This is a genomic window from uncultured Algoriphagus sp., assembly GCF_963974365.1.
GTDB lineage: Bacteria > Bacteroidota > Bacteroidia > Cytophagales > Cyclobacteriaceae > Algoriphagus.
This window is the reverse complement of the sequence record NZ_CAXBBX010000006.1, coordinates 203,672-218,355: the sequence shown is the minus strand read 5'-3', so window position 1 is coordinate 218,355 and position 14,684 is coordinate 203,672. Positions and strand designations below refer to the sequence as shown.

Here is a 14,684-nt window from a genome sequence, read left to right as displayed (position 1 = left end):
TTATGATATTATATAGAAACTGTCCGATTTGTGGTTCTGAGAGTCTGAAAGGATTTGCGATAGATACGCATCGAAAAGGGCCACATATTTCGAGAGTTCAATGCTTGAATTGCAAGTTGGTCTTTGCCAATCCTATGGCAGATGCTAAAGAACTTGCAGATTATTACACTAATTATTACGAGAAGGATCATTACGAATCTGTTGATTATAAGAACCTTATTCTCAATCATTTCAAAAGGATATCGGAATTAAACGAAACTGAAATCAAGAAAGAAGCACGGTTTCTTTCTAAGCTTGCAGCAGGATCCAAACTTTTGGATGTTGGTTGTGGATTAGGCTTGGGGCTTGCCTATGCACATCAATTGAAATGTGAGTTATATGCCACGGAATTCGATACTGGCGCTTTGACATTTGTAAACGAACATTTTCCAGTTAAGACCTTTCAGGGAGATGTTTGGGAGGCTCAATATCCTGAAAACTATTTTGATTTTATCCACATTTCTCACGTGATAGAACATGTGCTGGACCCGAAAGCCTATATCTCTGAGATGAAGCGAATCCTAAATCCAGGTGGATATCTTGCAATTGGCACTCCAAATATGTCTAGTAATCTCTACCGTTTTCATCGCTGGTCAAAAATGCTCAAGATGAACGTTCCAGATGTGATCGATGGCCTTGAGCACACGTTTATTTTCCCTAAGAAATTGCTTGGATATCTTTGTGAAGAGCAAGGTTTAGAAGTTTATGATCATTTCACCCATAATTTTGGAGAGAAGTTTAGCAATCTGATTAGGTATAAAATGCCCTTAAAGAAAAAGTTAAATAGGTTGGTACAAAATGCTTTTCAGGTTAATCAATGGATAGTTTGCAAGAAATAGCTGAATCTAGTCTATCTACTTTTTACTAGCCAAACTCTGGAATGGTAATTGGGCAGTTTGACCTTAGCCAGAAAATTCTGAACGAATGAAAGTCCTCTTAGATCTCCAATACCTCAACGTCGCCACCACAGGCATCAAAACCTACATGATGGAGCTTGCGCATGCAGCACGCACCTATCCACACCCGGAGATTGAATGGATTTTCTCCCACGATCCAGATGAGCAGAGTGCAGATCAGACGTTTAAAGGAGAGCAATCCAAAATCCAGCGGCTTAATTATCACTTGGATTATTTTCGATGGAAAGAGTTTCAATTGCCGGATATGGTCAAGAAGTACAAGCCAGATGTGCTGATATGTCCGGATTTTGTTTCTCCAGTGGCTAGTTTGTCCTGTCGTAGACTTACGGTGATCCACGATGCATTCTTTTGGCAAATGCCTCAAAATTATCCCAAATGGTGGCGAACCTATTTTCTTAGATTGATTAAAAAAGGGCTTAAGGAGAATACAGAGTTGATCACGACTACCCAGTATTCCAAAGCCTCCTTGGAAAAACACCTTGGAAAGAATCACCCTATTTCGGTAATCTATCAAGCTCCAAAAACGCTGGTAAATGGGCTTGATCTTGCATTTTTGGAGGAAAACGGTTTGAAAAACAAAAAGTACTTTTTTCATCTTGGGACGTTTGATAAACGTAAAAACTTGCCCTTACTCGTTCGGGCTTTTGATCAATTTCTCAAAAAAACGAAGACAGATTTTAAGCTGGTATTAGCAGGGGGCGCTGGTCAAAGCGCGCAAATGAATGACTTTCCGATTGTGGAAAAGTTAATTGTAGAATTGGGGATTAAAGAAAGTGTTTTATTACCTGGCTATGTGAATGATAATCAAGTGAAAGCCTTATATCAAAATGCATTTGCATATACTTTTCCTTCAGAAAATGAAGGCTTTGGCATCCCAATAATAGAGGCGATGGCCTATGGACTTCCTGTGATCCATGCAGATCAACCAGCGCTGGTGGAAGTGTCAGGAGATGCTGGGTTAGTTTCCAAGACAGGGAATCAACAAGATTTGACTGAAAAAATGATATTTTTGACCCAAGATATTGACCTGGTCAATTTGATGATCCAAAAAGGTCATGAGCAAGCCAAGAAATTTTCTGCTCAAAAGTTTATTGAGGGATTTCAAAATGTAATCCTTAAGAAATAACAACCTGTTTTCAATTGACAGTACTCTTCCTTAATAGTTCTTCAGACCGCTATGGTTCATCCAGGATTCTGATAGAAGTAGTGACAGTTTACAAAAATGCTGGGGTTACCCCAGTGGTGGTCCTACCTGAGCCTGGGCCTTTGCAATTACATTTGCAAGAGTTGAAGGTCGATGTTCGGATTCAAAATCTAGGAATTCTTCGTCGGAAATATGTAAATCCGCTTGGAGTAGTAAATAGAATAGGTAAGAATTTTAAAGCCTATAGATTTTTAGATAAGCTTCATCGTGAGTTTGATTTTAAACTCGTTTATTCGAACACTTTAGCTGTGGTGGTAGGAGCACAATGGGCAAAGTGGCATCGCCTTCCACACATTTGGCATATACACGAGATTCTGCTTGGACCGCCTCCATTGGTTGGTCTGCTGAGGAAAATGCTAGATAGTACTACTCCTTCGCCGATAGTCGTTTCAAATGCTGTAAAGCGCCACTGGGAGGGTCGATTGCAGTATTCAAAGCCTCGTGTTATTCACAATGGAATTCCATACAGAGAATTTTTAGAAGCAAAGAGAATACCTGCTCAGGAGCTCGGAATAGCAGAAAATAAGGTGGTAATTACGATGGTTGGTCGGATTAATCCTGGGAAAGGGCAACTGTTCTTTTTGGAAATGGCTAAGCAGATTTCCTTGACTTATCCACAATGTCACTTTTTGCTAGTTGGAGATCCTTATCCTGGATATGAAAATTTGGAAGAGGAAATCAATGAATTTATCCTCCAAAATCGGCTTGAAAATTGTGTGACGAATCTTGGTTTTAGAGAGGATATTGCTGGGATTCTGACTACTACAGATGTGTTTGTATTGCCTTCAATATTACCTGATTCCTTGCCTACAGTTATTTTGGAAGCTATGGCTGCTGCTTGTCCAGTGGTAGCTACGCACTCTGGTGGAGCATCGGAAATGATTTTGGAGGGCGAAACTGGCTACTTATTTCCAATTAACAACCTAGAAAAAGGCGTAAATGCTTTAATTAAGTTAATTTTGAGCCAAGAACTTAGAGTGAAGTTTGGAAGTGCTGGTAGAAATCGTGTTTTGAAGGAATTCAGTTTGGATAGTTTTAAGGAAAACATTGAAAACCATTTATGGCAACAGCTAAAAAGAAATTGAAAGTAGCCATAATGGGGGCAAAGGGGTATCCATACGTTTACGGTGGTTATGATACGATGATTAGAGAGCTGGGAGAGCGACTTGTGAAAAGAGGTGTTCATGTCCGGGTATATAATCACAGAGCACTTTTTCCACAGAAACCTCGCTATGTCAATGGAATTGAATGCATTTATTCAATTGCGATTGAATCCAAAAAACTCACTCAGCTCTCTCACAGTTTTTTTTCTATGGTTCATGCCTGTTTCTCAGATATTGACGTGATCCTTGTAGTGAACAGTGCCAATGGACCATTTGGTGTAATTCCTCGTTTTTTCAGAAAGAAAACCGTGATCAATGTGGATGGTTTGGAATGGCTGAGACCCAAATGGCACGGTATAGCATCCAAATATTTTTTCTGGGCTTCAAAAATGGCCACTAAATATTACGATCAGTTGATTAACGATTCCGACGAGATGCAGCGTGTGTACAAGGAATTATTCAATGCGGACTCTAAAGTCATTGCATATGGTGCTAACCCACGTGCAGACGTGGATCCGGAGCCTATAGAAAAATGGGGAGTCAAACCACAGGAATATTTCTTGATCGTAGGCAGACTTATCCCTGATAATAATGCCGATTTAATAATAGAGGGATTTTTGAAGTCAGACTCTAAACGAAAGCTAGTCATAGTAGGTGATGTTCCTTTTGATGACGATTATGCTACCATTCTAAAGAAAAAAGAGGATGATAGATTGCTGTTTTTGGGTTATGTGACAGACCAGAATGAATTAGCGGCCTGGTATTCCCACTGTTTTGCTTATTTCCACGGCCACGAATATGGTGGAACCAATCCGGCCATGCTAAAAGCGCTTGGCTTTGGCTGTGCTATTCTGGCATTGGATACTCCATTTAATCAAGAAATGCTGCAAAATGGAAAGCATGGCTGGTATTTCAAAAAGTCAACAGAATCAGTTCAAGACATAATAGAAGCTGCCGAAAGTAGCACTGAGAGAATGGCTTATTTTCGAGGCACGGCTCGAGAAGGCTTGATTCAACGATACAATTGGGATTATGTCACAGACCAATATTTAGAGGTTTTTGAGAATTTGACTGGGATCATAACTTCTACAAATCCGCCTGAGAAACCTAAAATGGAGAAGATAGAATCCTAAGGATTTCCTGATTTTTCATGAACTTTTGCGCTAATAATCTCCTTTCATAGCTATAACTTTTAACCCTAAAATCTTTTAAACCATGATCAGAAAAGCAACCGCCGTATGGCAAGGAACAGGTAAAGAAGGCAAAGGTCATTTGACTACGCCTAGTACTGTTTTAGACAAAACACAATACTCTTTTGGGTCCAGATTCGAAAGTGGAGTTGGTACCAATCCTGAAGAATTAATCGCAGCAGCTCACTCTGGATGCTTCGCAATGAAATTAAGCTTCAACTTACAAGAGGCTGGATTTACAGCTACTGAATTGGATGTGACGGCGAATATCACATTCGAAGAAGGAACGTTGAAAAAATCACATTTGGTGCTCAAAGCTAAAGTGGACGGTATCGCTCAGGATAAATTCGATGAGCTAGTGAAAGATGCTGAGGAAAACTGCCCAATTTCTAGAGTTTTGGATTTGGAGATCAGTGTGGAAAGCACGTTGAATTAAGAACCAAGAATCAAGTATTAAGATTTAAGTACGGCGCTTTGATTCATTTCAAAGCGCCGTACTTATTTCCGAAATTTCAAATTTCAAATCCACCAATTTCAAATTCTAACTCCATCTCCTTTTTCTCCAATTCTCCTGCTGCTCAGGATTCTGGAAAGTCCATGCAATAAATCTACTTTTCTTATTTCCCTGCGTCATTTCTATAACTTTTCGCTCTGCTACTCTTGCTTTTTTCAGTGCCAAAATAAGCTCTTTAACATGCTCTTCTTTTGAAACAATTGTACTGAACCAAAAGCAGTTGTATTTGAACGTCACGCTTTCGCGAATCATCTTTTGGATGAAAGCTGACTCCCCTCCTTCACACCAAAGTTCATTGCTTTGACCTCCAAAATTCAGCGTCACCTTTTTGCCAACTTTGCCTTTAAGGTTTTTGACTTTTCTGGTACTCGCAGCTTCAGCTGCAGCTTGGGACTCGTGAAACGGAGGATTACAGATTACCAAGTCAAAAATATCGTCAGATTTGATTATTCCTGAAAGTATATCCTTGGAGTTTTCCTGCAGTCTTAGCGTGATGTTTCCTCGAAACTGAGGGTTAGCATACAAATTATCCTGAGCAGAATCCAAAGCTTTTTCGTCAATCTCCGAGCCTATGAATCTCCAATTGTAAATCGAATTTCCAAGCATTGGATAGATGCAATTTGCACCAGTTCCAATGTCTAAGATATTTATCTTTTCACCTGTTGGTAACTTTCCTGAATTACTGTCTGAAAGCAAATCGGCCAGGTAATGAAGATAGTCAGCGCGTCCAGGAATAGGTGGACAGAGATATCCATCCGGAATATTCCACTCGGAAATCTTGTAAAAATGCTTCAGCAAAGCTCGGTTGAGTTCTTTGACCGCTTTGGGATTAGAAAAATCAATGCTGAGATCTCCGTATTTATTTTCTGCCACGAATCTGCCCAACTCAGGCTGAGTGCTAATTAAGCTGGGGAAATCGTAACGCTCGCGATGGGCATTGCGGGAGTGAAGGGCGGTTTTAGTATTTTCTGATTCTTTCAAATTAATCTACTTCAAAGATAAGCTTCATCGTAATCGAAGCGGTTTTGTTTTTGTCGGCGGTGTTAAAAGTACCACCCCAGGAATAGTCTTCCCCGGAGTTTTGTCCGGTGATCTGAAAGATACCCATATTTGCTGAGATCAGATCGCCAAGATCTCCCTTGGAGTTTTCGGCGATTCGCTCAGCACGGATGGTTGCATCTTCTGTAGCTTTGGCTATCATTTCCAACTTCAATGATTCCAGCTCGGTATAGTAGTAGCGTGGAGACTGGGAGTAAAAAGCAATTCCTTGGTTGAGCAGTTCTGTGATCTCTCGCGAAATCTTTTCTACTTTTTCCACTTCTGTAGATTCGATTTTCAAGGATTGACTAAGAGTATAACCTTTGAAGGTTTGTCCCAAATATCGGCCATCATTTGAATAATTCTGGTCATAGTTTGGGTTGGTATTAACTGCGTTGAAAATCAACTTCTCAGCAGGAATTCCTTTTGAAATCAAATAGTCCGAAACTAGCTTTCTATCTTTCTCCAAATCAGCATAGGCAGATTTCAAATCAGAGCTTTCTCGGCTGAAATTGCCTTCCCACACCACCAGATCGGAAGTGAAGTTGCTTTCGCCCAATCCTGTGACATTGATTGTACCTTGAGGTCGGTTTCGGTTGATAATTGCATTTCCTAAAACAATCGAAGCAATTACGATCGCTACTGCAAATAGAATGGCTGATACATTATTTTTCATGGATTCTAAAAATTATTTATATGGCTAATAACAAATAACCCGCCAAGTGGCGGGTTAAATTAAACATTTTGAAATTTTAACCTTTAATAAATCCTCTGCTTAAACTCCTGATCTTTGGGGTTTTCCAGATCAATCAGATATCCATTAACTACTGCATATTTTTTCACTCCATCTTTCTCCAAAAAGAAATTCGTCCCTTCCCCGGTTCTCCAGCCAGAAGAAAAGGTATTTGTACTTTTCAACACCAAAATTGGAAGATTATGCAAATCGCCTTTAGCTCCATTTTTAACTTTTACTGCCAAATACCCTTGCTTCAAAAGCTCTATTGCTTTTGCTTCATCAAGCATTTTGACCGAATCAAATTCACTTTCATAGACTTTGCCTTCAACATAGTTCAGCCCAGAAGCATCAAATTCCTCTAATCCAAAATACACCTGCAAGTCTCCCAAATCATCCACCGAAGCAGACATGTAATAGGTTTCCCCAGCTGTAATATCTCTTCTTCTAATTCCCAGATCGACTGGAAAGTATTTGCCATTTACTGGCACCTGAACTTCATTAAGTAGCAAGTCAACCAACTGCAGGTCATTATCAGGTATAGCAAAATATTCCTCAACAGTGTATTGCTCGTAGCTTTTGGTGGCAATTTGCTCCAAGGCATTAAGGATAATCATAAAATTCAGCTGGCGGATATATTGCTTATCGGGATCATTTGGATATCCTCCAGACTCGATCAAAATAGTGCTTGTTCCCCACTTGGTGATGTTGTCCCCAAAAGCTCTCGGCTCAAATGCATCGTCGTATTTTCCCACGTGACCAGGCACTACTTGCTGCAGAATCTCATTCATGCCAACAATTGTCTGCATGGCTCGGGTCCTTACTGCATTTACGTCCGTGTCATAATTATATGCTGGCGCCAAAACTGAAATAGTGGCCTGCTTTGGGGTTCCAGAGGCATTATAATAGGTTTGTTGATCATGTAAATTGAAACCAAACTCGGGTTTGAAATCATCTCGTGCGCCTTTTAGGATGATAGCCTCAGGAGAAATCTGAGATATCGCATCTCTGTTCAAATCTATATCAATTGCGTTTCTTCGTTTGAATTGCTCAGCGCCATCAGGATTGATCATCGGGATAAATTTAAGATCCAGCTGTGATTTTAGAAGAATCCGCAAATCATCAAATTCATCTCCATTGCCTTCAAGAAAATTGAACAAATCGAACAGAGCCATGGTCGCTGTACTTTCATTTCCGTGCATTTGAGACCAAAGCATCACTCTGGTTTTACCATTTCCCCAATCCAAACTGGATATGCTTCTGCCTTCCACTGATTCTCCCAACTTAGAGACCGCAAAAGCATCGGTATGTTTCTGGATTAAAGGCTGTAAGTCAGCGTGCTTAACTCTTCTATGGGTGATAGTGGATTCTTTGAATTTTGAATAGGCGGATTCAAGAGTAGAAACTGAAGTAGGATCTGAAATCAGTGTGTTTGCTGTTTTGCAACTAACAAATGAAATCAATAACAGCAAAAACAAGCTAATTGAGAGTTTAGAATTGGCTTTCATAAGTATTTCTATTTACCTTGAATAAAATGTAATCCTTTCTACCATACAAGCAAAAAACGCTTTAATTTTGCTCCAAATAGAATATTTGCCCAAATGAATTTATCCTTCCAAGTTGTCGATCTTCCTCTCAAACATACATTTACCATCGCCCACCAAAGCAGGGATGTGCAAGATACCATACTAGTAAAACTGCAAGATGGTGCATTGTATGGTTTAGGTGAATCGACTACAAATCCCTTTTATGGGATCACTATTACGAATATGTCGGAATGTTTGGAGAAATTCAGACCTATCGTGGAAAAAGGTGAATGGGAAACTCCAGCTGAACTTTGGGGTCTTGGTCTAGAGACTTTTAAAGACAACCCTTTTGCCCAATGTGCGCTGGACTTGGCCGCTTGGGATCTTTATGCAAAGAAACAAGGGAAAAAGCTTTACGAATTGCTAGCGCTAAACCCTGCTGATATTCCATTGACCAACTTTACGATTGGTATAGATACAGTGGAAAAGATGGTCGCAAAAATGAAGGAAGTCCACTGGCCTATTTATAAAATAAAGCTGGGCACTTCAGATGATTTGGCAATTATCCGTGAACTCCGAAAGCATACCGATGCTGTTTTTAGAATAGATGCCAATTGTGCCTGGACAGCTGAGCAAGCAATATCTTACTCCGTTGAGTTGGAGAAACTAGGCGTGGAATTTATGGAGCAGCCATTAGGAAAGGATGATTTGGAAGGAATGAAGGAGGTTTTTAAATACAGCAAGCTTCCGGTGATAGCAGACGAAAGTTGCATCGTAGAATCCGATGTTAAAAAATGCCACGGGCTTTTTCATGGAATCAATGTGAAATTGGTAAAAGCCGGAGGGATAACCCCTGGATTGCGAATGATCCACGAGGCGAAGAAACTTGGAATGAAAACCATGGTTGGATGCATGACTGAATCCTCTGTAGGAATCACAGCGATTGCTCATATAGCACCACTACTAGACTATGTGGATATGGATGGCGCGATGTTGCTTTCCAAAGATCCTGCAAAAGGTGTAATTATCAAACCCGAAAAAGTCACTTTCCCTGCAGGAAATGGTATCGGTGCAGAAATGATTGATTGAGTAACAATTAGTAAGGCCTTAGTATTAAGACAAAAGTAATTAGATAGTAGAATCAAGATTCTAGAGCCGAGAAACAAGATTTTAGAATAATAAAAAATCCGAAGGGCTTTTAGGTCGCTTCGGATTTTTTGGAAAGTTCCTATTTCAAACTTTAATCGTGTTCACATCTGACACCAGTCATCAAACATCGGGCTTCTCATCCTTCACTCACGATCAGCTTAAAGCCTTCACCGTGCACAGTGATAATCTGTACTTTCGGATCGTCTTTCAGCAGCTTTCGAATTTTGCTTAGGTATACATCCATGCTTCTTGCGTTGAAGTAGCTGTCATCACCCCAGATTTGTTTCAGTGCCTGGCTTCTATTTACCAAGTTGTTGATTTCCGAAGCAAGCAGTCGGATTAATTCATTCTCCTTTGAGGTCAATTTGTGGCGTCCTTTTGGACCATCCAGGAATTGCTCGTCGTAGTGCAAAGTGAATCCTCCGAAAGTATATACCTTCAACGGATTAACTTCTTCACTTTTATGAGTTCGCTTCAAGATAGCATTGACACGAAGGAGCAATTCCTCCATGCTAAATGGCTTGGTGATGTAGTCATCAGCTCCTATTTTCAGACCTTCGATGATGTCATCTTTTTGGTTTTTTGCGGTTAGAAATAGAATAGGAAGGTTTTCTTCTACTTTCTTAATTTCCTTGGCCAAGGTAAACCCATCTTTTTTCGGCATCATGATGTCCAGAAGGCAAAGGTCGTATTTCCCCTTCTTGTATTTGTTCCAACCTTCTTCACCATCACGGCAGAGCGTTGGTTCATAACCTTTCATTTCCAAATATTCCTGTAGGATATCTCCTAGATTTGGATCGTCTTCGACTACTAATAATTTTGCTTTACTCATTGTTTCTTGGGTAAGTTGATGGTGAATGAGCTTCCTTTTCCAAGTTCGCTACTTACGTGAATATCTCCTTTGTGAGCTTCCAACATGGTTTTTACATAAGATAATCCAAGACCGAAGCCTTTGACATCGTGTACGTTTCCGGTTGGCACTCGGTAAAATTTATCAAAAATTTTGCGTTGCGCATCTTTATTCATCCCTATACCTTCATCCTTGATTGTAATATAGACTTGCTCTGAATCGTCTTTGGCTTCAATCGTGATAAAAGGATTTTCAGGTGAATACTTATTGGCATTGTCCAGCAGATTATTGAAAATATGGGTGAGGTGAAAAAGATCACCTTGAATCATTGGTTCGTCCAGCTCATTGATAAAAGTAATCTGACCTCCTCTTTTTTCGATTTGTAGCCCAAAGTGATCTACTGTGCTTTCCAAAATCTCTGCCAGGTTAAGTGCTTCTATTTTTAGCTTGAAATCCTTCTTGTCCAACGCAGCAGCCTGAAGAACGTTTTCCACCTGAGAGACCAAACGCTTATTTTCATCCTTAATAATTCCTAAATAACGCGTTCGGAATTTATCCTGACTGGAGAGTTCGGGGTCTTGAAGCGCCTCCACTGCCAAACTCACCGTAGCCAAAGGCGTTTTGAATTCATGTGTCATATTATTGATGAAATCATTCTTGGTATCCGAAAGTGCCTTCTGACGGATAATCACTTTTATCGCATAGATAAAGCAGGAAATGATCACTACGATGAATACAATGGAGCTGGATATAGGTAGCCAAACTTCCCGAATAACATGGTTGGTTTTCTCTGGGAAATAGATGGTTAAGAAATTTTCCTTACCAAAAATATCATTTGGGAAAAGTCTTGCCTGAATACCTTGCTGTACAAGTACAAACTGCTGCTTGACAGGTCCGATAGGAAGCAATAGCCCATCATCCTTAAGCAGTCCCAGCTCAAATTCTTCTGAAATATTTCTTTCCAGGAGGTATCTTTTCAGTAGTTGCCTGACTCGTGCCGTATCTAGCCGATCTAGAATCGCTTTTTGCCCTGCAGTTACTTCTTCCCAGGCTTTATTTATGAAATCGATCTTAATATTTGTTCTATATACTTTCTCCAAAGCATCTGGGCTGATGTTGAACTCAGGTTGCATCTCCACAATCTGTTCTGTAGTAGGAACATTCGGCTTTCTAGGAGAATTTTCCCGCTGACTTAAATACAAAAGTTGGCGTTCCTTTTCTTGAAGCAAAACTTCCATTTCATCTGGAGTAAACTGCATCTTGGAGGCTAGCTCGGGAGTCATGTAGGTAAAAAAGGACTCTAACTCTTCCAGCTGATTCATGTCCAATCCTCTTGATTCAAGGATTCTCCTGAAGGTTTGGCTTACCCGAGGAGGACTTTCCTGAAAAAAGGAATCTACTAATGAGGGTCTGGATCTCAGGGTTCTTCTGGAATTTACCGTAAGGTCAAAATCAATCGGATCGATCTTTTCAAATAGAGATCTACTCATGATTGAGTCTTGCATCATATAGCCATAGAATGCGGCGGAAGTCTCACCTTTTTCCAATTGCTCAATCGTACCTGAAAGTGCTTGAAGAACATTTTGATCGAAGCGCTCTCTATTAATACGGATAGCATTACTCACCCAATAGAATTGGAATCCCATCAAACCAAAGCTGGCCAGGGACATCAAGACTACGATTAAGATAATGTTACTCTTTGACATTGCACAAATTTAATCCTATAATCAGCCGATACAGGGAGCTTAACAATATTTAACCCCTATATAATTGAGCGTGAGGTGATCAATTCCAACTCCATCTTCTATATTTAGGCTCGAAAACAGCGTTTTCTTAATTACACTATAACTTATGAAAATAGGGGGCAAATGCCTCCTTTTTTTGTTATTTGGCTATCTTTGCACCCAAATTTCAGATAATGTCAGCACCTCAACATCCTATTCAGCTTCAGGGAATAAGCTTAGATTCAATAGCTCAGGAATTCGGTACTCCAGTTTATGTTTATGACGGAGAGAAAATCGCAAGCCAGATTAAATCACTTCAAACTGCCTTTGCTACGGTCCCTCTTAAGATCAAATATGCCACCAAAGCGCTGTCTAATATTGCGATCTTGAAGCTAGTGAAGAAGGCTGGAGAGGGTGTAGACGCTGTTTCTATAGAGGAAATAAAGATTTGCATGCTAGCTGGATTTGCAGCTTCGGAGATCATGTATACCCCAAGCGGTGTGAATTTCAGAGAGGTGCAGCAAGCAGTAGAATTGGGCGTAATGGTGAATCTAGATAGCCTTCCGCTGATGGAGGAGTTTGGTTCGGTCTATGGCAATACAAAGCCTGCTTGTATCCGGATCAATCCGCACATCATGGCTGGTGGAAATGCTAAAATTTCTACAGGCCATATTCAAAGTAAATTTGGGATTTCTATCCAACAGCTCCCTGATATTTTGGAAGTGGTGAAGAAATATCAACTTAAAATCGTTGGTCTTCATATACACACAGGTTCCGATATACTTGATGCTGAGATCTTTCTAAGAGGTGGAAATGTGCTATTTGATGCTGCATTGAACTTCCCGGATCTGAAATTCTTGGATTTTGGTGGTGGATTCAAAGTTGCGTATAAAGCTGGAGATCCATCGACCGATATTGCTGAGGTTGGTACAAAAGTGTCTGCGGCATTTAATGATTTCTGCGAAAAATATGGGCAAAAGCTGGAATTATGGATTGAGCCAGGAAAATTTCTGGTAAGTGAATCTGGGTATTTAATCGTAGAATCTAATGTGGTCAAAAAGACGCCACAGATTACGTTTGTAGGGGTGGACTCTGGGTTGAATCACCTGATCAGACCTATGATGTACGATGCATTCCATGATGTGTACAATTTGAGCAATCCTGAAGGAGAATTACAACCCTATCATGTGGTTGGATATATTTGTGAAACCGACACCCTAGCTAAAGACCGTTTGTTGGCAAAAGTCAGCAAAGGAGATCTGTTAGTATTTAAAAATGCTGGGGCTTATGGCATCAGTATGTCCTCTAATTACAATTCTAGATTGCGTCCAGCAGAAGTATTGGTATGGGAAGGAAAAGCTCAATTGATAAGAAAACGAGAAGAATTTGACGATTTGATCAGAAATCAAGTCGAAATAGACATTTAATCCCACCTTTCATAATTCTCATACCCTTTGGTATAATTATTGAACAGCTACAGCATTATCTCGAATGCCCTACAAGTTTGTGGAGCTTCAAAATAATGTTTTGAAACTCATTTGATTGAGCCCCAATCATAAGCCCTAGACGTTTCAAATCGTTAATTCATAATAATATAACCCTTGCCAGTTCACAAATACATAAATTTGTATGGTTAAGGCGTAATTGTCTATGTATAGGAGAATAATTAGTGTATTCATTACTATAGGGGCTATTTGTTGCATTCTGTCCGATGTAATAGCTCAGGATACCCAATATTCTCAATTCTACGCTGCTCCTCTATATCTCAATCCAGCTTTAACAGGCGCTAGTGAGCTTACTCGGGTAGGTGTCAATTACAGAAACCAGTGGCCGGGTTTGGATTATAGTTTTAATTCCTATTCTGCCTACATCGATCACTATATTTTTGATTACAACAGTGGGGTTGGATTGATTTTCAATGGAAGTCAGGAAAGTTTAGCCAATCTGTCCACCAATGAAATTGGACTTTCCTATGCCTATAGACTTCAATTAAGCGAAAACAATTTTTTTAGGATTGGCGGTATGGTCAGCTTTATGCAGCGCGATGCTTTATTTTCGGATCTTGTCTTCGGTAGTCAAATCGATATAATTAATGGGACAATTGGTGGGATCACCGACGAGCTTAATGGGATTCCAATTGATAGTAGGTATAGTTTCTTTGATTATTCGGTAGGTGGGATGTTTTACTCCAAAAAGATCTGGCTTGGTGTATCAGCGCACCACCTTTCAGAGCCTAATACTTCATTCGTTGAAGATCAAATTTCAAAACTCCCAATGAAGCTTTCTGCTCAAGGCGGAATAAAGTTTGATTTAGGTGGAGGACCAAGGAATTATTTCACTCATGCCTATGCGGAGAGATCCGTGTCCTTTGCATTCAATTACAAGCAGCAAGATCCATTCAACCAATTAGATGTTGGTGCGCAGTTTTATCTCGAGCCATTGGTGCTAGGAATTTGGTATCGTGGGATTCCAACAAAAAACAATCTGCCAAACAATGAGGCATTCATTGGTTTGGTAGGGCTATCCTTGGAAAATGGATTGGATATTGGCTATTCTTATGATGTGACCATTTCAAAATTGGGCTTGAAAAATAGTGGTGGAGCTCATGAGATTTCGCTGACTTATTCATTTTTATGGGGAAATGCTAAAAGTAGAAACCAACGAAGTAGAGTTATTCCATGTTTCAAGTATTGAGTT

Annotated in this window: 13 protein-coding genes; 8 read left to right on the top strand and 5 right to left on the bottom strand. The window is 40.0% G+C overall.

What is annotated here, in order from left to right; genetic code table 11:
• Positions 1-2: 2 nt before the first annotated feature.
• From AACZ87_RS10250 to AACZ87_RS10230, 5 genes are all read left to right on the top strand, one after another.
• Positions 3-878: a methyltransferase domain-containing protein gene (locus AACZ87_RS10250; protein WP_339866913.1), complete on the top strand. Its 876-nt coding sequence runs from the start codon at positions 3-5 to the stop codon at positions 876-878.
• A gap of 85 nt (positions 879-963) precedes the next feature.
• Complete coding sequence (locus tag AACZ87_RS10245; protein ID WP_339866911.1) at positions 964-2,082, top strand: glycosyltransferase family 1 protein; 1,119 nt, start codon at positions 964-966, stop codon at positions 2,080-2,082.
• A gap of 14 nt (positions 2,083-2,096) precedes the next feature.
• Complete coding sequence (locus AACZ87_RS10240; RefSeq protein WP_339866909.1) at positions 2,097-3,245, top strand: glycosyltransferase family 4 protein; 1,149 nt, start codon at positions 2,097-2,099, stop codon at positions 3,243-3,245.
• Complete coding sequence (locus tag AACZ87_RS10235) at positions 3,221-4,396, top strand: DUF1972 domain-containing protein (RefSeq protein ID WP_339866907.1); 1,176 nt, start codon at positions 3,221-3,223, stop codon at positions 4,394-4,396. The genes AACZ87_RS10240 and AACZ87_RS10235 overlap by 25 nt, the downstream gene beginning before the upstream one ends.
• Before the next feature lie 82 nt (positions 4,397-4,478).
• Positions 4,479-4,889 carry an OsmC family protein gene (locus AACZ87_RS10230; RefSeq protein WP_339866906.1) on the top strand — a complete coding sequence of 137 codons (411 nt, stop codon included), beginning with the start codon at positions 4,479-4,481 and terminating at the stop codon, positions 4,887-4,889.
• Positions 4,890-4,994: 105 nt separating this feature from the next.
• On the opposite strand, the gene rlmF is transcribed toward AACZ87_RS10230, so the two are convergent.
• The 3 genes from rlmF to AACZ87_RS10215 form a co-directional block, all read right to left on the bottom strand.
• The gene (gene rlmF, locus AACZ87_RS10225; RefSeq protein WP_339866904.1) at positions 4,995-5,948 is read right to left on the bottom strand and encodes a 23S rRNA (adenine(1618)-N(6))-methyltransferase RlmF; all 954 of its coding nucleotides are present in this window, start codon (positions 5,946-5,948) and stop codon (positions 4,995-4,997) included.
• A 1-nt stretch (position 5,949) separates the two neighbouring features.
• Positions 5,950-6,681 carry an SIMPL domain-containing protein gene (locus tag AACZ87_RS10220; RefSeq protein WP_339866902.1) on the bottom strand — a complete coding sequence of 244 codons (732 nt, stop codon included), beginning with the start codon at positions 6,679-6,681 and terminating at the stop codon, positions 5,950-5,952.
• A gap of 83 nt (positions 6,682-6,764) precedes the next feature.
• On the bottom strand, positions 6,765-8,246 hold the full coding sequence (locus AACZ87_RS10215) for a M14 family zinc carboxypeptidase (protein WP_339866901.1): 1,482 nt from the start codon (positions 8,244-8,246) through the stop codon (positions 6,765-6,767).
• 93 nt (positions 8,247-8,339) lie between these two features.
• Here AACZ87_RS10215 and AACZ87_RS10210 point away from each other — a divergent pair, with 93 nt between their 5' ends.
• A complete protein-coding gene (locus tag AACZ87_RS10210; RefSeq protein ID WP_339866899.1) occupies positions 8,340-9,353 on the top strand; it encodes a dipeptide epimerase in 1,014 nt (337 codons plus the stop codon).
• Positions 9,354-9,549: 196 nt separating this feature from the next.
• Here the strand turns inward: AACZ87_RS10210 and AACZ87_RS10205 are convergent, their stop codons facing one another.
• Together AACZ87_RS10205 and AACZ87_RS10200 are read right to left on the bottom strand one after the other, a co-directional pair.
• Complete coding sequence (locus tag AACZ87_RS10205) at positions 9,550-10,245, bottom strand: response regulator transcription factor (RefSeq protein ID WP_339866897.1); 696 nt, start codon at positions 10,243-10,245, stop codon at positions 9,550-9,552.
• On the bottom strand, positions 10,242-11,969 hold the full coding sequence (locus tag AACZ87_RS10200) for a HAMP domain-containing sensor histidine kinase (RefSeq protein WP_339866895.1): 1,728 nt from the start codon (positions 11,967-11,969) through the stop codon (positions 10,242-10,244). Before AACZ87_RS10200 ends, AACZ87_RS10205 begins: the two co-directional genes overlap by 4 nt.
• Positions 11,970-12,181: 212 nt before the next feature.
• On the opposite strand from AACZ87_RS10200, the gene lysA reads away from it, so the two are divergent.
• A complete protein-coding gene (gene lysA, locus AACZ87_RS10195) occupies positions 12,182-13,414 on the top strand; it encodes a diaminopimelate decarboxylase (protein ID WP_339866893.1) in 1,233 nt (410 codons plus the stop codon).
• 223 nt (positions 13,415-13,637) lie between these two features.
• Entirely contained in the window at positions 13,638-14,681 is a 1,044-nt protein-coding gene (locus AACZ87_RS10190) for a type IX secretion system membrane protein PorP/SprF (RefSeq protein WP_339866891.1), read from the top strand.
• The last annotated feature ends 3 nt before the right edge of the window (positions 14,682-14,684 follow it).

Excerpts from the sequence above, each read along its gene's own strand:
- AACZ87_RS10200 (WP_339866895.1), bottom strand. The coding sequence starts at position 11,969 with ATGTCAAAGAGTAACATTATCTTAATCGTAGTCTTGATGTCCCTGGCC.
- AACZ87_RS10215 (WP_339866901.1), bottom strand. The coding sequence starts at position 8,246 with ATGAAAGCCAATTCTAAACTCTCAATTAGCTTGTTTTTGCTGTTATTG.
- AACZ87_RS10190 (WP_339866891.1), top strand. The coding sequence starts at position 13,638 with ATGTATAGGAGAATAATTAGTGTATTCATTACTATAGGGGCTATTTGT.
- AACZ87_RS10250 (WP_339866913.1), top strand. The coding sequence starts at position 3 with ATGATATTATATAGAAACTGTCCGATTTGTGGTTCTGAGAGTCTGAAA.
- AACZ87_RS10210 (WP_339866899.1), top strand. The coding sequence starts at position 8,340 with ATGAATTTATCCTTCCAAGTTGTCGATCTTCCTCTCAAACATACATTT.
- AACZ87_RS10230 (WP_339866906.1), top strand. The coding sequence starts at position 4,479 with ATGATCAGAAAAGCAACCGCCGTATGGCAAGGAACAGGTAAAGAAGGC.
- AACZ87_RS10205 (WP_339866897.1), bottom strand. The coding sequence starts at position 10,245 with ATGAGTAAAGCAAAATTATTAGTAGTCGAAGACGATCCAAATCTAGGA.
- AACZ87_RS10235 (WP_339866907.1), top strand. The coding sequence starts at position 3,221 with ATGGCAACAGCTAAAAAGAAATTGAAAGTAGCCATAATGGGGGCAAAG.
- AACZ87_RS10220 (WP_339866902.1), bottom strand. The coding sequence starts at position 6,681 with ATGAAAAATAATGTATCAGCCATTCTATTTGCAGTAGCGATCGTAATT.
- lysA (WP_339866893.1), top strand. The coding sequence starts at position 12,182 with ATGTCAGCACCTCAACATCCTATTCAGCTTCAGGGAATAAGCTTAGAT.
- AACZ87_RS10245 (WP_339866911.1), top strand. The coding sequence starts at position 964 with ATGAAAGTCCTCTTAGATCTCCAATACCTCAACGTCGCCACCACAGGC.